The following is a 19,139-nucleotide window of genomic DNA, read 5'->3' on the forward strand; positions in this document are numbered from 1 at the left end:
GGCAACGGGCGCAGCGGCGGCCGGCTCGGCAGCGGGAGCGTCGGGCACCGTCACGGCGGCACGTGACGTCTCGCCCGGCACAGCAGCGACGGCGGACACTGCCGGCGCGGCCTCGGACGGCGGCCAGGGCTCGCCGCCGGGCACGCGCGGAAGGCCCCGACGGAGAGCCGGGCGCGGTGCAACGTCGTCCGGCAGAGAGGGGGTCGCGACAGCGGTCTCGGCCTCGGCGGCCCCGCGCTCGACGCGCTCCGTCGTCGCGGACGCCGGAACAGACGCCGTCACGTCGGCGGGCGGCCACGGCTCGCCGCCCGGCACCCGCGGAAGCCCGCGGCGCAGCACCCGCGTCGCCATGACTACTTCTTCCGCGCCTCGAGCGCGGCGATCACCTGCGGGACGATCGCGAACACGTCGCCGACGATGCCGAAGTCGGCGACGTCGAAGATCGGCGCCTCCGGGTCCTTGTTGATCGCCACGATGTTCTTCGACGTCTGCATGCCGGCGCGATGCTGGATCGCGCCGGAGATCCCGAGCGCGACGTAGAGCTGCGGCGACACCGAGACGCCGGTCTGCCCGACCTGGTGGGACTGCGGGATGTAGCCCGCGTCGACGGCGGCCCGCGAGGCGCCGACCGCGGCCCCGAGGGCGTCGGCGAGCTCCTCCACGAGCACGAACTTCTCCTTCGAGGCGAGACCGCGGCCGCCCGACACGACGCGGGTCGCTCCGCGCAGCTCGGGCCGGGACGAGGTGGCCTCGACCGTCTCGATGGGGCCTGCCGTCGCGGCGACCGCTCCGGACGGAGTGACCGCGAGCTGTTCGACCTGCGGGGAGGCGACCGCCTCGGCCCTGGCCTCCACCGCACCCTGACGCACCGTGACGACGAGCGTGCCGTACGTCGCGGCCGCGTCGACGAGGTACGCCCCGCCGTAGACCGAGTGGTGGGCGACGATGCCTTCGTCGTCGCGGGAGACCCCGACCGCATCGACGGCGAGCGCACTCTTCGTCCGCACCGCGAACCGCCCGGCGACATCGCGTCCGGAGATCGAGTTCGAGATGAGGACGGCCGCGGGCTGCACCTGCGCGGCGGCGGCCTGCAACGCGTCGACGATCGGGACCGTCAGCGCGGACGGGTCGCCGTCGGCCGTGAGCACGACTGCGGCTCCGGCCTCCGCTGCGCTGGCGACCGCGGCTTCGGTACCGCCGACGATCACCGCGACCGGTGTGCCGATGCCCGCCGCCGCGCCGAGGAGTCCGGCGGCACTGCTGGCGAGCTCGCCGGACGGGTCGACGTCGAGGAGCACGAGGATCGGGTTCTCGGGGTACGCCATGTCACACCAGCCTGTTCTGCACGAGGAACTCGACGAGCTTCTCCGCGGCATCGCCCTCGTCGGTGATCTTGACCCCGGCGGCCCGCGGGGGCTTCTCCGAGACCGCGGTCATGATGGTCCGCGGAGCCGCCGCCGGGTCGGCCGACACGTCGAGGTCGGCGAGGGACAGCACCTCCAGCGGCTTCTTCTTCGCCGCCATGATGCCCTTGAAGTTCGGGAACCGGGCGTCCGGGAGTGCCTCGGTGATGGAGATCACGGCGGGCAGCGGCGCGGTCACCTGCTGGCTGCCCGCGTCGGCGCCGCGGGTGCCGGAGACGCCATCTGCGGTGATCTCGACCGCGGTGAGGGCGGTGGCCTGCGCCCAGCCGAGGTGTTCGGCGAGCATGGCCGGGAGGACGCCGCCGGCGCCGTCGGTGGACAGGTTGCCGGTGATGACGAGGTCGGGGGCGCCGCGGCGGATCGCGGCGGCGAGGACCTCGGCGGTGAGGCCCAGGTCGGCGCCGACGAGCTGCTCGTCGACGACGTGCACGGCTGACGCGGCACCGATCGCGAGGGCGCGTCGCACGGAGGCGGTCGCGCTCTCCGGCGCCATCGTGAGGGCCACGACCTCGGTGCCCTCGTTCTTGTCGGCGTGGGCCAGGGCGACCTCGAGGGCCCGCTCCGTGATCTCGTCGAGGACCACATCCCCGGCGCCGCGTTCGGCGAGTCCGGTCTCGAGATTCAACGTGCGATCGCCATAGGTGTCCGGCACCTCTTTGACCAGGACGAAGATCTTCATCGAATGCTCCTCACGACACGCTGAGTCTATCCGCACGCTCTTCTATGTAGCCAAAGGCGGAGGGATCCGCAGGCCGCACCCCCGATTTCCGCCACGAATGTATACATAGTCGACAGTCGCGCCCCACGGCTCGCCGCTGGCGACCGGGGGCGGCCTCCCCCGGTACCGTAGAGACGTGGTCCGACCCCGCCCGCTTCCCGTCGACCCGCTCGCCGAGGCGAAGCGGCAGTGGATCGCGCACGGCTGGACCGAGGCCGCGGACGGCATGACCGTCGTCACCTCGGTCATGCGCGCTCAACAGCTGCTCCTGGCCCGTGTCGACGCGGCCCTCAAGCCCTTCGCGCTGAGCTTCGCCCGCTACGAGGTCCTCCGCCTGCTGGCCTTCAGCCGCGCCGGACGCCTGCCGTTGTCGAGCGTCGTCGCGCGCCTGCAGGTCCACGCCACCACCATCACGAGCACCGCCGAGCGGCTCATGCGCGACGGCCTCGTCATCCGCGAACCGCACCCGCACGACGGGCGCGCGGCGATGCTCGCCCTGACCGACGACGGCCGCGACCTCGTCGAGCGGGCGACGACCGCCCTCAACGCCGACGTCTTCGCCGACCCCGGCATGAGCGAAGCCGACGCCGCCGAGCTCGTCGCCATCGTCGCCCGCCTGCGCCGCGACGCCGGCGACTTCATCGACCCGCGCCCCCTCCCCGAACCGCTCTGATGCCGCGGTTCGTGCTCGAGACCGTGATCGCGGCACCCCGCCCTGCCGTCTTCGCCGCGGCGCTGGACCCGGAGCTGCATCTGCAGTCGATGGCGCGCTACGACGAGACGATGATCGAGGAGCCCGCGGCCGCCTCGTCGACGCCCTCGTGCTCGGCCGGTACATGGAGCGGCTGATCGCCGAACGCAACTCCGCGCTCGTCGCCGCGATCGAGGATGGCGGGCGTACTCTTCCTGCATGAGCGAACTGCGCGTGCACACCGTCCTCACCGGTCGCGGCCCCGCCGCGGCGATCCTCCTCACCGACGAGCAGGTGGCCTCCTTCGGCGCGGGCAAGGCCTTCCCGGTCGCGGTCACGATCGGCGGCCGCACCGCGCGCCTGCGCCTGGCCCGGATGGGAGGCGAGAACATGATCGGTCTCAGCAAGGCCGCCCGCGCAGACCTCGGGGTGGAGATCGATCAGGAGGTCGATGCCGTGATCCGGCTCGACACCGCGGAACGCACGGTCGACGTCCCGGCCGCACTGGCCGCCGCCCTCGATGCCGACCCCGCGGTGCGCGCGGCCTTCGATGCCCTCTCACCCTCGGCGCGCAAGGAGCACGCCCGAGCGGTCGCCGAGGCCAAGCAGGAGGCGACGCGCGAGCGCCGGATCGCGAAGATCGTGGAGTCCCTGCGCGGCTGACCTGTGCCCCGCCGTCAGCGGTTCTGGAAGTCCGGCGTGCGCTTCTCGCGGAAGGCCGCCATCCCCTCCTTCTGGTCGTGCGTGTCGAACAGTGCCGCGAACGCCTGCTTCTCGTGGGCGAGGCCTGCGGACAACGTCGTCTCCATCGCCGCATCGAGCGCGGCCTTGGCGGCGTAGACCGACGGGAGCGACTTCGACGCGATCGTCTCGGCCAGCGTCGTCGCCTCGGCCAGGAGATCCGCCGCGGGGACGACACGGGACACGAGTCCGGCGCGCTCCGCCTCCTCGGCGCCCATGAAGCGCCCGGACAGCACGAGCTCCGCCGCCTTGTAGTACCCGACCGCGCGGATGAGCCGCTGTGTTCCGCCCATGCCCGGGATCACCCCGAGGTTGATCTCGGGCTGCCCGAACTTCGCGGTGTCCGCAGCGAGGATGATGTCGCACATCATCGCCAGCTCGCAGCCGCCGCCGAGCGCGAACCCGGAGACCGCCGCGATGACCGGCGTGCGCACGGCCGCGAAGTCGTGCCAGACGCCGAAGTGGTCCGTCTCGAGCATCTCCGCCGCGGACATGCCCTCCATCTCCTTGATGTCGGCGCCGGCCGCGAAGGCCTTCTCGGAGCCGGTCACGACGATGGCACCGACGCCGTCATCCGCATCGAAGGCCTGCGCGGCCGCGGTGACCTCCTCGGCGAGCCGGCTGTTCAGCGCGTTGAGCGCCTCGGGACGGTGGAGGGTGATCCAGCCCACGCGTCCGCGCTGCTCCACCAGGATCGTCTCGTACTCCGTCATCGCTCCCGCCTTCCTGTCGTTATCCACCCTCCCCTTCGAATCGCCCGATTTGCTGCATTTCGGCCGGATTCGCGACCATTCAGGCGATTCGAAAGCCGGAGTCAGCCGCGGATGTCCGTGATGATGCCGGAGAAGTCGCGGGCGGCGCCGTCGCCGGCAGCGTAGGCGGCGTACAGCTCCTGCGCCAGACGACCCATCCGCGCGTCCGTCGAGGTCTGCTCGATGGCCTGCAGCGCGAGACCGAGGTCCTTCGCCATGAGGGCGCCCGCGAACCCCGGCTGGTAGTCCCGGTTCGCGGGGCTGGTGGGCACCGGACCGGGCACGGGGCAGTTCGTGGTGAGCGCCCAGCACTGCCCCGACGCCTGGGACACCACATCGAACAGGGCCTGATGCTCGAGCCCCAACCGCTCGCCCAGCACGAACGCCTCGGCGACGGCGATCTGCGACACCGCGAGGATCATGTTGTTGCAGACCTTCGCGGCCTGACCGAGCCCCGGTCCGCCGCAGTGCACGATCCGCTTCCCCATGATCTCCAGCAGCGGAAGCGCCGCCGCGAAGTCGTCGTCGGAGCCCCCGACCATGAACGCCAGGGTCCCGGCCTCCGCCCCGACCACACCTCCGGATACCGGAGCGTCGATGTGCCGGTGGCCCGCGGCGAGCGCGAGCGCATGGGCGGCCCGCGCCTCGTCCACCGCGATGGTCGACGACTCGATGAACAGCGTCCCGGGGCGCGCGGCCGCCAGCAGCTCCGTGCGGTAGGCCTCGATGACGTGCTTCCCCGCCGGGAACATCGTCACCACGACCTCCGCGTCCGCCACCGCCTCCGCGCCGCTCGCCGCCACGGGGATCCCGGCCGCCCGCGCCGCCTCGATGGCCGCGGGCACGAGGTCGAAGCCGTGCACCTCGTGTCCGGCGGCGACGAGGTTCTTCGCCATCGGCAGCCCCATGTGCCCGAGCCCGAGGAAGGCGACGCGGGTCATGATGCGCTCCGCATCGACGCCGACCCCGCGGGTCGCAGCATCTCCCGACCGACAATCAGGCGCATGATCTCGTTCGTCCCCTCCAGGATCTGGTGCACGCGGAGGTCGCGGACGATCTTCTCGATGCCGTAGTCCTGCAGATAGCCGTAGCCGCCGTGCAGCTGGAGGGCGCGGTTGGCCACATCGAAGCCGGCGTCGGTCGCGAAGCGCTTCGCCATCGCGCAGCGCATCGTCGCGTCCGGCGCCTTCTCGTCCACCGCCTGCGCGCCGTCGCGCACCATCAGCCGCGCGGCCTGCAGATCGGTGCGCATGTCGGCGATCGCGAAGAGGATCGACTGCTTCTCCGCCAGGGGCTCGCCGAACGCGACGCGCTCGTGCACGTACTGCACCGCCTTGTCGAGCGCGGCCTGCGCACCGCCGAGCGAGCACGCCGCGATGTTGAGGCGCCCGCCGTTCAGCGCCGACATCGCGATCGCGAAACCGCGCCCCTCGTCGCCGAGCATCGCGGACGCCGGCACCCGCACACCGTCCATGATCACGGGGCGGGTCGGCTGCGCGTGCCACCCCATCTTCTTCTCCGCGGCGCCGAAGCTCAGGTTCTCCGCGTCGCCGGGGACGAGGAAGGCGCTGATGCCCTTGGCTCCCGGCTCGCCGGTCCGTGCCATGACGACGTACACCGCGGCCTCACCGGCTCCGGAGATGAACTGCTTCACCCCGGTCAGTACATACTCGTCGCCTTCACGGACGGCGCTGGTCGCGATGTTCGCCGCGTCGGAGCCGGCCCCCGGCTCGGTGAGGCAGTAGCCGCCGAACTCCTGCATGGCGGTCAGCGACGGCAGCCAGTGCGACCTCTGCTCATCGTCGCCGTAGGTGTCGATCATCCAGACCACCATGTTGTGGATGGAGATGTAGGCGGCCAGGGCGGGGTCGGCCTTGGCGAGCTCCTCGAAGATGGCGACGGTGTCGATTCGGGTGAGGCCCGTGCCGCCGAACTCCTCGCTCACATAGATCCCGCCGAGGCCGAGCTCGCCGCCGCGCTGCAGCGACTCTCGCGGGAACAGGTGCTTCTCGTCGCGTTCGGCGGCGAACGGGGCGAGCTCCGCGTCGGCGAACTCCCGCACGGCATCGAGGATCGCCTCGCGCTCCTCGTCGGTGGTGGTGACGGTGGTCATGGTCATCGCGTGTCCTTAGTGCATCGTGGGGATGACGAAGCTCGCGCCCTCGCGGATCCCCGACGGCCAGCGGCTCGTCACGGTCTTGGTCTTGGTGTAGAAGCGGAAGGCGTCGGCGCCGTGCTGGTTGAGGTCGCCGAAACCGCTGCGCTTCCAGCCGCCGAACGTGTAATAGGCGATCGGCACCGGGATGGGCACGTTCACGCCCACCATCCCGACCTCCACGCGAGCGGCGAAGTCGCGAGCCGCGTCGCCGTCGCGCGTGAAGATGGCGACGCCGTTGCCGTACTCGTGCTCGGAGGCCATGCGCAGCGCCTCTTCGTAGTCGGTGGCGCGGGCGATCACGAGCACCGGGCCGAAGATCTCCTCGCGATAGATCGCCATGTCGGTCGTCACGTGGTCGAAGAGCGTCGGTCCGAGGTAGAAGCCCTCCTCGTGCCCGGGGACCGTGAACCCGCGGCCGTCGGCGAGCAGCGTCGCGCCCTCGTCGATGCCCTGCTGGATGTAGCCCTCGACGCGCTCGACGGCTGCCCGCGTGACCAGAGGTCCGTAGTCGACGTCCGCCGCGAGGGACGGCCCGACGCGCAGCTGCGCGACGCGTTCGGCGAGCTTGGCGGCGAGGGCGTCCGCGGTCTCCTCGCCGACCGGGACGGCGACCGAGATCGCCATGCACCGCTCCCCCGCGGAGCCGTAGCCGGCACCGATGAGGGCGTCGACGGCCTGGTCGAGGTCGGCGTCCGGCATCACGATCATGTGGTTCTTCGCGCCGCCGAAGCACTGCGCCCGCTTGCCGTGAGCGGCCGCGGTGGCGTAGATGTACTCGGCGATGGGCGTGGAGCCGACGAACCCGACGGCGCGGATCCGGTCGTCGGTGAGGAGGGTGTCCACCGCCTCCTTGTCGCCGTGCACCACGTTGAGGACGCCGGCCGGCAGCCCCGCTTCGAGGAACAGCTCGGCGAGACGCACCGGCACCGAGGGGTCGCGCTCACTGGGCTTGAGCACCACCGCGTTGCCGGCGGCGAGCGCGGGACCGGCCTTCCACAGCAGGATCATGGCGGGGAAGTTGAAGGGCGTGATCGCCGCGACGACCCCGAGCGGCTGCCGCATCGAGTACACGTCGATGCCGGCCCCGGCCCCCGTGGAGTACTCGCCCTTGAGCAGGTGGGGTGCGCCGGCGGAGAACTCGATCACCTCAAGGCCGCGCTGGATGTCGCCCTTGGCGTCGTCCACGGTCTTGCCGTGCTCGCTCGCGAGAAGTTCGGCCAGCGAGGTCATCTCCTGCTGCACGAGGTCGAGGAACCGCAGGAGCACACGGGCGCGCTTCTGCGGGTTGGTCGCCGCCCACGCGACCTGCGCCTCTTCGGCGTTCGCGATCACACGGCGCACCTCCTCCGCGGATGCGAGCGGCACCCGGGCCTGCACGGCTCCGGTGCTCGGGTTGAAGACGTCGGCGAAGCGGCCGTCTTCCGGGGTGACATGCGTTCCGCTCACGAAGTGCGGGATAGTACGGGTCATTGTGCAACATCCCTCCGGCCGTCTTTGGCACATCGGCGAGTTTACTCCGACGACCGTGAAAATACGAGGACGTCCTTGTATCTTGCGGCGCCCCGCGTTCGGATGCCGCCGTCGCCCGTTCTCCGGCCGTTCACCCGCCGGACATCCGGGCCGATTACAACTGCAGATGCACGGCACAGACTCAGACCGGATCGGGTAGTCGCGTCTCCCGTGCGCACGGTGAGCACTCTGGCTCCCGAGACCCCCGCCGAATCGGGTCGGCGGGGGTCTTCTCTTCCCTTTCGAATCGCTTGCTTTGCTCCATTTCGGCCGGGGATGGAGCACAGTGCGCGATTCGAACGGGGGCTGTGGAGACGGACCCCGGCCCGACCGCCGGGGTGCGAGCGTGGGGGCATGGGACGACGACAGCAGCTTCCGGGCCGCTTCGAGGGGGACTTCGCGGTGCGGACGGCGCGAATGCACGGAATCAGCCGCGGACGGCTGCGCGGATCCGACCTCGAGGCTCCGTTCCACGGGGTCCGCGTGCACCCGCGCCCGGCGCCCGGGCCCGCCATCGCGGACCCGTACGAGCGGCAGCGACGAGCGCGGGTGGCACGAGCGCAGTCCTATGCCCCGATCCTGCATACCGGGCACTTCTTCAGTCACGAGACCGCCGTGTCGATCTGGGGAGGCCCGCTGCCACTCGCCTTCGACGACCGCGGGGGTATCGCGACGGCGGACGACCTCGCCCTCCACGTCAGTGCGTCCGGCGGGATCCCGTTCCCTCGCGCCCGCGGCGTGACCGGACACCGCACGCTGTCCAGCCTCACCTCGATCCGCTATCGGGACGGACTCCGCGTGACCTCCCCCGCCGCGACCTGGGTCGCCCTGGGCACGCTGCCGCTCGTGGACCTGGTGGCGCTCGGCGACTACTTCTGCCGGCACTGGAGACCGGGCGTCGGGCGGCCGGGGGTCGGGCGGCAGCCGTGGGCGACGGTCGACGAGCTGCGGGAGATGCTGGCTGCCGGGCGGAGGCGCGGGGCGGCACGGTTGCGGGAGGCGGTCGAGCTGGTGCGGGAGGACTCGTGGTCGCCGCGGGAGAGCCGGCTGCGGTGCCTCCTGGTCGCGGCCGGGATTCCGGAGCCGCAGCTCAACGTGGACGTGTTCGACGACCGGGGCCGTTTCCTCGCCTGCGTCGACATGGTCTGGGAGGCCGAACGCGTCGCAGTGGAGTATCACGGCATGGTGCATGGCGCGCAGTGGGCACGGGATGTCGAGCGGGTCGCGGCGCTGCGGGCTGCCGGGTGGACGGTGATCGAGGTCACCGCCCCTCTCCTCCACAGACCAGAGGAACTGATCCGCCGTGTGGCGTCGGCTCTGGGGCGGTGACCCCGCGTTCGAATCGCGCGAATGGCGGCATCCGGCCCGGATTTACAGCCAATCGCGCGACTCGAAGGAGAACTAGAATCGACCAGGCGCCGCGACCCTGGCGCCGCCACCCCGCGTCCGCACCCCGACGCCGCTCACCCCCGAGGACCGCACCATGTCCGCATCCGCGCCCGTCTCCGAACCCGTCACCGTCTCCATCCGCCGCGAGGTCGACCCGGAGCGCATCGCCGAGGCCACCGCGTGGGTGCAGACCGGGGTGAACCTCGCGACGAAGTACCCGGGATTCCTCGGCTCCGGCTGGGTCCGTGCCGGCGAGGACTCGCAGGTGTGGCACATGCTCTACCGCTTCGCGAGCGAGGAGGCGCTCACCGCGTGGGAGCAGTCCGGGGAGCGCGCGTGGTGGCTGTCGATGGGCCAGGGCTTCGTCCGCAGCGAGCGGTCCAAGCGTCGCTCCGGCATCGAGGGGTGGTTCGACGAGCCGTCCACGGGCTCCATCCCCGTCGTCGACCCTGACGGCACGACCAGCACCGTGACCGTCGCCCCCGCGCCGCCGCGGTGGAAGCAGGCCGTCTCGATCTGGCTCGGCTTCTTCCCCGTGAACCTCGCGTTCACGTATGCCATGAGCCCGGTGCCGGGATGGGACGCCGTGCCGCTGTGGCTCCGCGTGCTCATCACCACCCTCGTGCTCACGCCGATCATGACGTACTGGGTGCTGCCGTTCGTCACGCGCTCCCTGCGAAACTGGCTCGCCCGCTAGCGGACCCCCTTCTCAGGAGCCGGATTCCGTACCCGGGGTGACCCCCTTCTTCGCCGGCTCGACGAGCGACAGCGGATCGGCGATGTCCTCCAGCGACTTGCCGGCGGCACTGACGCCGAAGACACCGCACACGACACCGCCGAACATCATGATCGCCGCACCGAGCACATAGCCCCAGAACAGCGGACCGCGGTCGCCGGACTCCGCGCTCGCACCGATCAGCGCACCGTAGAGCACCGGGGCGATGGCGCCGACGAGCTGCCCGATCGAGAAGACGTACGAGATCACCTGGCTGCGCAGCTCGAGCGGGAAGATCTCGCTCACCGTCAGATACGCGGCGGAAGCCCCGGCTGAGGCGAAGAAGAACGACGCACACCAGAACGCCGTGTGCGTGCCCGCGTTCAGCACCCCCGCGTTGAAGAGGAAGGCGCTGACGAGCAGGATCAGTCCCGCGAGCACATACGTGCCGAACAGCATCCGCCGACGACCCCACGTGTCGAAGAAGTGACCGAGGATGAGCGCACCGGCAAGGTTGCCGACCGCGAAGACGATGAAGTACTGCGACGCGGATGCCGGCGGGGTGTCGTAGAAGTTCTCCAGCACGAGCGCGTAGGTGAAGAAGATCGCGTTGTAGAGGAACGACTGCGTCACCATCATCGTGATGCCGACGAGCGTGCGCCGGGGGTATTTCTTGAACAGCACCTTCGCGATCACGAGGAAGGGGACGCTGCCGTACTCCTTGACCGTGATGGCCTTGCTCTCGTCGACGGGCTCGATCGTCTTGCCCTCTTTGCGGATGCGCTCCTCGATCTGGTCGACGTTGCGCTCCGCCTCCTCCTCGCGACCGTGGGTCATCTGCCAGCGCGGGCTCTCCGGGATGTGCCGCCGCAGCCAGATGATGAGCAGGCCGAGGATCGGGCCGACGAAGAAGCTCAGCCGCCAGCCGATGTCGGCGGGCAGGATGTCGGTGTTGAGGAAGAACATGTTGGCCACGGCACCGAGGGCCGCACCGCCCCAGTACGTGCCGTTGATGGCGATGTCGACGCGGCCGCGGTACTTCGCGGGGATGATCTCGTCGATGGCCGAGTTGATGGCCGCGTATTCGCCGCCGATGCCCGCCCCGGCGACGAAGCGCCAGATGTAGAAGAACCAGGGGGCGAACGCGAGGCCGGCGACGGCCGACCCGACGAGGTACACGCCGAGGGAGAGCAGGAAGAGGTTCTTGCGGCCGAGGCGGTCGGCGAGACGGCCGAACACGAGGGCGCCGAACACCTGGCCGAGCAGGTAGCAGGTGCCGGCGAGGCCGACCTCGGCCGGGCCCATCCCCAGCGTCTGCGCGTAGCCGTTCGCCGCGACGATCTGCACCTCGAGGCCGTCGAGGATCCAGGAGAACCCGAGTCCGACGACGATCATCCAGTGGAAGCGCGACCAGGGGAGCCGGTCCATGCGCGCGGGGACGAGCGACCGGACCTCCTTGACGGTGACGTCGGACGCGGACATGGGGCCTCCTTCTCGCGGGACACGCTTTCGTCCCGGATCCGGTTTACTCCTCCCCGGAATCCGCCGCATCGGCTTGACCCCGGGGGCGTCGGCACGCTACCGCTCCGAATCGCGCGAATGGCTCCATCCCGGGGTGAGATGGAGCCATTCAGGCGATTCGAACGGAGGAGGTCAGCCGGTGACGTGCCGCTCGTCGGGGCCGTCGTAGTGCGACAGCGGGCGGATCAGGGCGTTCGCGCCGGCCTGCTCGATGACGTGGGCGGTCCAACCCGTCACCCGCGCCGCGACGAACAGCGGCGTGAAGGTGAGGGTGTCGAAGCCGATGAGGCTGTACGCCGGACCGGACGGATAGTCGAGGTTCGGGTGGATCCCCTTGCGCTCGACGAACTGCGACTCCAGCGCGTCGTACAGCTCCGCGACATCCTCCCGGCCGTAGTGCGCGACGAGGGTGTCGAGGGCGGCCTTCATGGTCGGCACGCGGGAGTCGCCGTTCTTATACACGCGGTGCCCGAAGCCCATGATCTTGCGCTTCTCCGCGAGGGCCTTGTCGAGCCAGGCCTCCACGGCGTCCGCCGACCCGATCTCGGTGAAGATGTGCAGCACCGCCTCGTTCGCCCCGCCGTGCAGCGGGCCCTTGAGCGCGCCGATGGCTCCGACGACCGCGGAGTAGATGTCGCTGAGGGTCGAGGTGATGACCCGGGCGGTGAACGTCGAGGCGTTGAAGGAGTGCTCGGCGTAGAGGATCATCGACCGGTTGAACGCATCGACCACGACGTCGTCGGCCTCCTCCCCGAACGTCATCCAGAGGAAGTTCGCCGAGTAGTCGAGGTCGTCGCGCGGAGCGATGAGCTCCTGGCCACGACGGCGACGCTGACCGTAGGCGACGATGGCCGGCAGCGCCGCGAACAGGCGGATGCTGCGCGCCAGGTTCTGCTCGGGACTGCCACCGGCGTCGAGCACCGAGCCGCCGGCCTCGGGGTCCGATGCGCCGATGAGGCTCACGGCCGTGCGCACCTCGTCCATCGGGTGCGCCTCGAGGGGCACGAGATCGATCGCGGCCTTCACGTTGTCGGCCAGGGCGCGGTGCTTGCGCTCCTCCAGCCGGAACGCGGCGAGCTCGTCGCCCGTCGGCAGCTCGCCGTTCCACAGCAGGTACGCCACGGCCTCGAAGGACTGCGTGTCGGCGAGCTCCTGCACGGGATAGCCGCGGTAGAGCAGGCTGTTCGTCTCGGGGTTGACCTTCGAGATCGCCGTCGTGTCGACGACGACCCCCGCGAGGCCCTTCTTGATGTCCGGCTCGGTCATGGTCACTCCTTCGTAACGGTGAAGTTGAAGACGCCCGAGTCGAAGTGGTTGTACGACTCGTAGTCGATCAGCTCGTAGAGGTCGGCGCGGTGCTGCATCTCGCCGAGCTTCGAGGTCAGGTGCCCCTCGTCGTTCAGCGTATCGAGCGCACGGCCCGCCGCCCCCATCGCGATCCGCAGCAGCGAGACCGGCCAGATGACCATGCGCACCCCGGCATCGCGGAGTGCGTCGACCGAGAACAGCTCGCTCTTGCCGAACTCGGTCATGTTCGCGAGGATCGGCACGTCCAGCGCCGCGGCCATGGCCTCGAACTCGCCGATCGTGCGCATCGCCTCGGGGAAGATCGCGTCGGCCCCCGCGTCGACGAGCGCCTTGGCCCGGTCGATCGCCGCGTCCAGCCCCTCGATCGCGCGGATGTCGGTGCGCGCCATGATCAGGAAGTTCTCGTCGCGGCGGGCATCGGCGGCCGCGCGGATCCGCTTGATCGCGGTGTCCTCGTCGACCACGGCCTTGCCGTCGAGGTGGCCGCAGCGCTTGGGGTTGACCTGGTCCTCGATGTGCGTTCCCGCGAGGCCGGCGTCTTCGAGCTCCTGGATCGTGCGGGCGACGTTCATCGGCTCGCCGAAACCGGTGTCGGCGTCGACGATCGCGGGGAGGTCGGTCATGCGGGCGATCTGCTTCGCCCGCCCGGCGACCTCGGTGAGCGTGGTGAGGCCGATGTCGGGCAGGCCGAGGTCGGCGGAGAGCACGGCGCCCGAGATGTAGACGCCCTCAAACCCCTTCTGCTCGATCAGCCGGGCGCTCAGTGGGTTGAACGCGCCGGGGAACCGCAGCAGCTCCCCGGAGGCGAGCCGTTCCCGGAACAGGCGCCGCTTCTCGGCGGGCGTCGTCGTGGAGTACAGCATCAGAACAGACCGGCCGGGGCGTCGGCGTCGTCGAGCAGACCCGGCTTCGCGACGATCGAGAGCTCGGCGACCTCGGCAGCCGTGAGCTCGGGCAGGCGCTGCACGAGCTCCAGGAACCGCTCGATCTCGGCCGGCTCGAGCACCGGCTCCGCGAGCAGACGGAACTTGGCGATGTAGTTCTCCCGTGCGAACGGACGGGCACCGAGCGGGTGGGCATCGGCGACGGCGATCTCGTCCACCACGGTCGAGCCGTCGGTGAGGCGGATCTCGACGCGACCGCCGAAGGCCTTCTCGTCCGGGTCCTCCGAGTGATAGCGGCGCGTCCACTCCGCGTCCTCCGCCGTGGTGATCGTGTGCCACAGCGCGACGGTGTCGGGGCGGCCTGCGCGCTCCGGCGTGTAGGAGTCGACGTGGTGCCAGCCGCCGTCCTGCAGCGCCACCGCGAAGATGTACGGGATGGAGTGGTCGAGCGTCTCGCGGGAGGCCGTCGGGTCGTACTTCTGCGGGTCGTTCGCGCCCGAGCCGATCACGTAGTGCGTGTGGTGGCTGGTGTGCAGCACGATCGAAGCGATGTTCGCGGGGTCGCGCAGGGCCGGGTTCGCGGTGCCGAGCTTGCGGGCGAGGTCGATCCACGCCTGCGCCTGGTACTCCGCGGAGTGCTCCTTCGTGTACGAGTCGAGGATCGCGCGCTTGGCCTCGCCGGCGGCGGGCAGCGGCACCTCGTAGGCCGCGTCCTTGCCGTCGAGCATCCAGGCGATCACACCGTCCTCGCCTTCGTAGATCGGCGCGGGGCTCGTCTGTCCGCGCATCGCCCGGTCGACCGCCTCGACGGCCATCTTCCCGGCGAAGGCCGGGGCGTGCGCCTTCCAGGTGGAGATCTCGCCCTTGCGGCTCTGGCGCGTTGCGGTCGTGGTGTGCAGCGCCTGACCGACCGCCTGGTAGATCGTCTCGACGTCGAGGCCGAGAAGGGTGCCGATGCCGGCGGCGGCGGACGGGCCGAGGTGTGCGACGTGGTCGATCTTGTGCTTGTGCAGGCAGATCGCGCGCACGAGGTCCATCTGGATCTCGTAGCCGGTGGCGATGCCGCGCACGAGCGCCCGGCCGTCCTTGCCGGTGTGCTGCGCGACCGCGAGGATCGGCGGGATGTTGTCGCCCGGGTGCGAGTACTCGGCGGCGAGGAAGGTGTCGTGGTAGTCGAGCTCGCGCACGGCCACGCCGTTCGCCCAGGCCGCCCACTCCGGGCTGGTGCGGCGGTCGAGCGGGGTTCCGAACAGGTTGGCGCCGGCCCCTCCCGTCGAGACGGGGTGGCTGAACGCCTGCGCGCGGGCTGCGACGATCGGCGCGCGGGTGAGGGAGGCCGCCGCGACGGCGGCGTTGTCGATGATGCGGTTGATGATCATGTCGACGACGGGCTGCTCGACCTCGACCTGGTCGACCGCGACCTCGGCGATCTTCCAGGCGAGCTGATCCTCGCGGGCGAGGTTCTCGGAGCTGGCGTGCACGCGGACGTGGTGGGTGACGGTCATGAGTGTCCTTCGCTGTCGGGGAGGGAGTCGAGGATGCCGGTGAGCGCGTTGTGCAGGTGCACGTGCGTGGCATGGGCGGCGAGGTCGCCGTCGCGCGCGGCGAGCGCCTCGGCGATCGTGCGGTGCTCGGCGGCGGAGGCAGCGAGCCGGGCGGGCTTGTCCCGCGCCATACGCCGCACGCGGACGAGGTGGGTGCGGACCGTGCGCAGCGCCGCAGCGATGTAGTCGTTGGCGACGGCGTCGTCGAGGGCCGCATCGAATCGCGCGATCAGGGCGTAGTAGGCGTCCCGGCCCTCCGCCCTGGTGAGGTCCACGTGCGCGAACTCCGCGGCGAGCGCGGCGAACCGGTCGGCGTCGCCCCGGACGGCCGCCAGTCGGGCGGAGGTCTCCTCCAGCGCGCGACGGATCTCGAACAGGGACCGGATGTCGTCGGCGTCGAGGTCGGCGACAACCGTGACGCGCGGCGACTGCTGCACGACCAGGCCGTCGGCGGCCAGGCGGCGCAGAGCCTCCCGCAGCGGAGTCCGGCTCACACCCAGGCGCTCGGCCTGCTCCACCTCGCCGAGCACGTACCCGGCCGGCAGCTCCCCGGACTGGATGCCGTCGAGGAGCGCCGCATAGGCGCGATCGCCCATGGACGTGCGCTCGACAGGGAGGACCATCTCGCCAGTGTATACATAAACCGGCCCACATGGTCGACTTCTCGGGCGCGAGCGGTCTATTCGTATACATAGTCTCCCCCGCCTCCTTCCCACACCCACACCCACACCCGGGCACAGCTTCGGAGATCGCCCGGGACACGCCGCACGGCCGGGCCGGGGGCCGGCGTGTCGGCTCCGATCTCCGAAGCCGTGCGCGCGAGTGGGCTCAGGCCGCGGGGCGGGGCTCGCCGAGCTTCACGACGACCACGCCGGCGAGCACGAGCACGCCCCCGAGGGCCTGCAGCGGACCGGGGAGCTGCCCGAGCAGGAGCCAGCCGAAGAGCAGGGCCGCCACGACCTCGGCGAGCGCGACGAACGAGGCCAACCGGGAGCCGAGCATCCGTGTCGAGACGATGCCGAGCACGTACGCGAGGGCCGTGGCGATCACGCCGATCGCGAGGACCGGCACGAACCAGGGCACCGCGCCGAACCGGTAGTCCACGTCGACCGTCGTCCACGCGAACGGCAGCACGCCGACGAGCCCGGCGAGACTCAGCCCCACGGCACCGAGCAGCAGGCCGCTGCCCGCGAGGGCGATCGGCGGGATCCCGGTGCCGGCCCGGGCGGACAGCACGAAGTAGCTCGCGGCACCCACCATCGCCCCGAGCGCCCAGAGGACACCGACCACGTCCACCTGCGCCCCGGTGACGATGTCGAGCATGAGGACGAGTCCGACGAAGGCGATGCCCGCACCGAGGATGCTGCGCCGCGTGGGACGCTCGCCCCGGCGCAGCCAGAGCCAGAGGAGCACCGCGACCGGGGCGGTGTACTCGATGAGCAGCGCGATCCCGACGTCCATCACCGCGACGGCCTGGAAGTAGCAGAGCTGGGTGGCCGCGACGGCGAGGAGGCCGTAGGCGCAGACCATCCCCACGTTCTGCCGGAGGGCACGCCACCGACCCCGCAGCGCGAGGATCGTGGGGACGAGCAGCACGAGCGCTGCGACCCACACCCGCACCGTGACGGCGGCGCCCGGCGTCCATCCCGCGTCGATGAGTCCGCGCGCCCACGCCCCGGACGAGCCGAACGCGAAGGCGGCCGCGACAGCGAGCGGGAGCCCCAGGCGCATGCCGGTCCGCGTCCGGGTGGTGTCATCAGCCACAGCGCTCATGGGACGTGACGCTACGCCGGCGGGAGTAAGCTGTCAACATGGTCTTCACCGATGACACAGAGGATGCGCTGCGCGCGGCGGTCTGGCTCGCGAACTCGGCGGAGGACCCGGACACCCTGGTCGACATCGAGGACGAGAAGACCTTCCTGCAGGTGTTCCCCTACACGGGGCGCGTCGACGGGGACACGGTGGAGCTGGACGACCTCCGCGCCCTGCGTCCGCGGCTCCGCGCGATGCTGCTGGCCCCGCGCGACGAGATGGCCGCGCACGTCAACGCCGCCCTCGCCGAGGTGCGACTGACCCCTCGCCTCGTCCGCCACGGCGAGCTGGACTGGCACCTGCACGGCCTGGCCGATGAGCGCCCGCTCGCCGAACGCGTGCTCGTGGAGACGGCGATGGCCCTGATCGACGTCATCCGCACGGACGAGGGCTCCCGGCTCACCGTCTGCGACGACGCGACCTGCCAGGCGATCGCGCTCGACCTCTCCCGCAACCGCTCCAAGCGGTACTGCTCCACGAGCTGCGCCAATCGCAACGCCGTGGCGGCCTACCGCGCCCGCCGCGCCGCCGGCTGATCCCGTCGCCCACCACGCTCGGAGTCCGCCTTCTCCGAGCGTGACCTGATGCTGCCCGCCCTTCACAAACGATTATCGATCAGTGTAATGTCGCGAGCGGCCCTCCCTTATGCATCAGGAAAGGATCAACGATGATCAAGGCCCGAGTCCTCCCCCTCGCCGGCATCGCGGCGGTGTCCGCCCTCGCCATCGCCGGCTGCTCGACCACCGCCGGCGACGACGGCGGGGACGCCGGCGGCGACGTCACCGTGCGCATGCTCGTGAACGTCACCCCGAACCTGACCGAGGAGTTCTGGAACGACCTCGTCGCGCCGTTCGAGGACGCCAACCCGAACATCGACGTCGTCATCCAGAACCCGGGTGCGGAGGGCGTCGAAGCCGCCGTGCCGCGCCTGCTGGCCGCCGGCGACGCTCCCGACGTCGTGCAGTCCATCGCCCCCACCACCAAGCTCGCTCCCGAGCTCGTCGATCTCTCGCAGTACGAGTGGGCGTCGTCCGGTCCGCTCGCCGACCAGTACTCGATCGACGGCAAGAACTACATGGCCGGCATCGGCGTGCAGCTGCAGAGCCTCTTCTTCTACAACAAGACCGCGTTCGAGGAGGCGGGGATCACGGAGGTGCCGACCACGGTCGACGAGCTCACCGAGGCCCTCGGCAAGCTCAAGGACGCCGGGTGGACGCCCGTCCAGACCGGCGGCGACTGGATGACGAGCCACACCCTGCAGGCGCTCGGACTGCCGACCATCATCGCCGAGGACCCGGAGTGGTTCCAGGACATCTCGGCAGGCGACGTCACCTTCAGCGAGACCTACGGCGATGCGGTCGAGACCTACGCGGACTGGGTGTCCGAGGGGTACATCCCCGGCGACGCCCTGGGCATCAAGTACCCGGACGCCGAGCAGGCCTTCCTCTCGGGCAAGACCGCGGTGTACTCGATGGGCAGCTGGTTCGCCGGCACGCAGGCGAAGGCCGCCGACTCCGCGGATATCGGCGTCTTCCGCGCCCCCGCCACGAGCGCCGACGAGCAGCCCGCGATGGGCGCCAACATCGCCAGCCCGTACTCAATCCTCAAGGCGAGCAAGAACCAGGACGCGGCGGCGAAGCTCATCGAGTTCCTCACCACCGACCAGACCGCGGTGAGCGACCAGCTCGCGGTCGACGGCAACTTCCGCGACGGCTACGAGTACGACATGACGCCGCTCGGCGAGGAACTGCTGCAGATCGTGGCCGACACCCCTGCCGAGGCCTACACGCCCACCGGCGGCGGGTACGGCGAGCGCACGCTCCCCGACGGCTACTCCGGCGAGATCAACACCCAGACCCAGGCCCTGCTCGGTGGCGCACCCGCCGACCAGGTGCTGCAGGCCATGGACGACTGGTTCGCCGCCAACGCCGGCTGACCCTCGGGGCGCCGGGGAGGCTTCCTCCCCGGCGCCT

19 protein-coding genes and 1 pseudogene are annotated in these 19,139 nt (G+C 70.8%); 7 read left to right on the forward strand and 13 right to left on the reverse strand.

Annotated elements, in window-relative coordinates; genetic code table 11:
• The 3 genes and pseudogenes from BK819_RS10730 to BK819_RS10740 form a co-directional block, all read right to left on the reverse strand.
• A pseudogene (locus tag BK819_RS10730) lies at positions 1 to 351 on the reverse strand (cytochrome b/b6 domain-containing protein); the annotation flags it as partial.
• Between the two features lie 2 nt (positions 352 to 353).
• The gene (locus BK819_RS10735; RefSeq protein ID WP_071329142.1) at positions 354 to 1,325 is read right to left on the reverse strand and encodes an electron transfer flavoprotein subunit alpha/FixB family protein; all 972 of its coding nucleotides are present in this window, start codon (positions 1,323 to 1,325) and stop codon (positions 354 to 356) included.
• Between the two features lies 1 nt (position 1,326).
• On the reverse strand, positions 1,327 to 2,103 hold the full coding sequence (locus tag BK819_RS10740; protein WP_071329143.1) for an electron transfer flavoprotein subunit beta/FixA family protein: 777 nt from the start codon (positions 2,101 to 2,103) through the stop codon (positions 1,327 to 1,329).
• A gap of 175 nt (positions 2,104 to 2,278) precedes the next feature.
• Here BK819_RS10740 and BK819_RS10745 point away from each other — a divergent pair, with 175 nt between their 5' ends.
• The 3 genes from BK819_RS10745 to BK819_RS10750 all read left to right on the forward strand — a co-directional run bounded on the left by BK819_RS10745 (position 2,279) and on the right by BK819_RS10750 (position 3,496).
• Positions 2,279 to 2,815, forward strand: coding sequence for a MarR family winged helix-turn-helix transcriptional regulator (locus BK819_RS10745; RefSeq protein WP_071329144.1), 537 nt, complete (start codon positions 2,279 to 2,281; stop codon positions 2,813 to 2,815).
• Positions 2,815 to 2,991, forward strand: coding sequence for a hypothetical protein (locus BK819_RS16840; RefSeq protein ID WP_177173828.1), 177 nt, complete (start codon positions 2,815 to 2,817; stop codon positions 2,989 to 2,991). The genes BK819_RS10745 and BK819_RS16840 overlap by 1 nt, the downstream gene beginning before the upstream one ends.
• Before the next feature lie 61 nt (positions 2,992 to 3,052).
• A complete protein-coding gene (locus BK819_RS10750; protein WP_071329145.1) occupies positions 3,053 to 3,496 on the forward strand; it encodes a YdeI/OmpD-associated family protein in 444 nt (147 codons plus the stop codon).
• A 14-nt stretch (positions 3,497 to 3,510) separates the two neighbouring features.
• Here the strand turns inward: BK819_RS10750 and BK819_RS10755 are convergent, their stop codons facing one another.
• From BK819_RS10755 to BK819_RS10770, 4 genes are all read right to left on the reverse strand, one after another.
• The gene (locus BK819_RS10755; protein ID WP_071329146.1) at positions 3,511 to 4,287 is read right to left on the reverse strand and encodes an enoyl-CoA hydratase-related protein; all 777 of its coding nucleotides are present in this window, start codon (positions 4,285 to 4,287) and stop codon (positions 3,511 to 3,513) included.
• A 101-nt stretch (positions 4,288 to 4,388) separates the two neighbouring features.
• A complete protein-coding gene (gene mmsB / locus BK819_RS10760) occupies positions 4,389 to 5,267 on the reverse strand; it encodes a 3-hydroxyisobutyrate dehydrogenase (protein WP_071329147.1) in 879 nt (292 codons plus the stop codon).
• Positions 5,264 to 6,445 carry an acyl-CoA dehydrogenase family protein gene (locus BK819_RS10765; RefSeq protein WP_071329148.1) on the reverse strand — a complete coding sequence of 394 codons (1,182 nt, stop codon included), beginning with the start codon at positions 6,443 to 6,445 and terminating at the stop codon, positions 5,264 to 5,266. Before BK819_RS10765 ends, mmsB begins: the two co-directional genes overlap by 4 nt.
• A gap of 9 nt (positions 6,446 to 6,454) precedes the next feature.
• Positions 6,455 to 7,954, reverse strand: a complete 1,500-nt coding sequence (locus BK819_RS10770; protein WP_071329149.1) for a CoA-acylating methylmalonate-semialdehyde dehydrogenase — start codon at positions 7,952 to 7,954, stop codon at positions 6,455 to 6,457.
• 393 nt (positions 7,955 to 8,347) lie between these two features.
• Between BK819_RS10770 and BK819_RS10775 the strand changes: the two genes are divergently transcribed.
• Together BK819_RS10775 and BK819_RS10780 are read left to right on the forward strand one after the other, a co-directional pair.
• Positions 8,348 to 9,322, forward strand: a complete 975-nt coding sequence (locus BK819_RS10775) for a DUF559 domain-containing protein (protein ID WP_071329150.1) — start codon at positions 8,348 to 8,350, stop codon at positions 9,320 to 9,322.
• 154 nt (positions 9,323 to 9,476) lie between these two features.
• A complete protein-coding gene (locus BK819_RS10780) occupies positions 9,477 to 10,079 on the forward strand; it encodes an antibiotic biosynthesis monooxygenase (RefSeq protein WP_071329151.1) in 603 nt (200 codons plus the stop codon).
• Positions 10,080 to 10,091: 12 nt separating this feature from the next.
• Here BK819_RS10780 and BK819_RS10785 read toward each other — a convergent pair whose 3' ends face one another.
• From BK819_RS10785 to BK819_RS10810, 6 genes are all read right to left on the reverse strand, one after another.
• Positions 10,092 to 11,579 (reverse strand): MFS transporter, encoded by a 1,488-nt coding sequence (locus tag BK819_RS10785; RefSeq protein ID WP_071329152.1) that lies wholly within the window; start codon positions 11,577 to 11,579, stop codon positions 10,092 to 10,094.
• Positions 11,580 to 11,750: 171 nt separating this feature from the next.
• Entirely contained in the window at positions 11,751 to 12,884 is a 1,134-nt protein-coding gene (locus BK819_RS10790; protein WP_071329153.1) for a bifunctional 2-methylcitrate synthase/citrate synthase, read from the reverse strand.
• A gap of 2 nt (positions 12,885 to 12,886) precedes the next feature.
• Complete coding sequence (gene prpB / locus BK819_RS10795) at positions 12,887 to 13,789, reverse strand: methylisocitrate lyase (RefSeq protein ID WP_071329154.1); 903 nt, start codon at positions 13,787 to 13,789, stop codon at positions 12,887 to 12,889.
• Positions 13,789 to 15,315 carry an MmgE/PrpD family protein gene (locus BK819_RS10800; RefSeq protein ID WP_071329155.1) on the reverse strand — a complete coding sequence of 509 codons (1,527 nt, stop codon included), beginning with the start codon at positions 15,313 to 15,315 and terminating at the stop codon, positions 13,789 to 13,791. Before BK819_RS10800 ends, prpB begins: the two co-directional genes overlap by 1 nt.
• Complete coding sequence (locus BK819_RS10805; RefSeq protein ID WP_025105405.1) at positions 15,312 to 15,977, reverse strand: GntR family transcriptional regulator; 666 nt, start codon at positions 15,975 to 15,977, stop codon at positions 15,312 to 15,314. Before BK819_RS10805 ends, BK819_RS10800 begins: the two co-directional genes overlap by 4 nt.
• A gap of 205 nt (positions 15,978 to 16,182) precedes the next feature.
• Positions 16,183 to 17,127 (reverse strand): DMT family transporter, encoded by a 945-nt coding sequence (locus tag BK819_RS10810; protein WP_071329156.1) that lies wholly within the window; start codon positions 17,125 to 17,127, stop codon positions 16,183 to 16,185.
• 38 nt (positions 17,128 to 17,165) lie between these two features.
• On the opposite strand from BK819_RS10810, the gene BK819_RS10815 reads away from it, so the two are divergent.
• Together BK819_RS10815 and BK819_RS10820 are read left to right on the forward strand one after the other, a co-directional pair.
• Entirely contained in the window at positions 17,166 to 17,702 is a 537-nt protein-coding gene (locus BK819_RS10815) for a CGNR zinc finger domain-containing protein (RefSeq protein WP_071329157.1), read from the forward strand.
• 131 nt (positions 17,703 to 17,833) lie between these two features.
• Complete coding sequence (locus BK819_RS10820) at positions 17,834 to 19,102, forward strand: ABC transporter substrate-binding protein (protein WP_071329158.1); 1,269 nt, start codon at positions 17,834 to 17,836, stop codon at positions 19,100 to 19,102.
• The last annotated feature ends 37 nt before the right edge of the window (positions 19,103 to 19,139 follow it).

Origin of the sequence: Microbacterium sp. LCT-H2 (assembly GCF_001866135.1) — a bacterium.
In the GTDB taxonomy this organism is placed as follows: domain Bacteria; phylum Actinomycetota; class Actinomycetes; order Actinomycetales; family Microbacteriaceae; genus Microbacterium.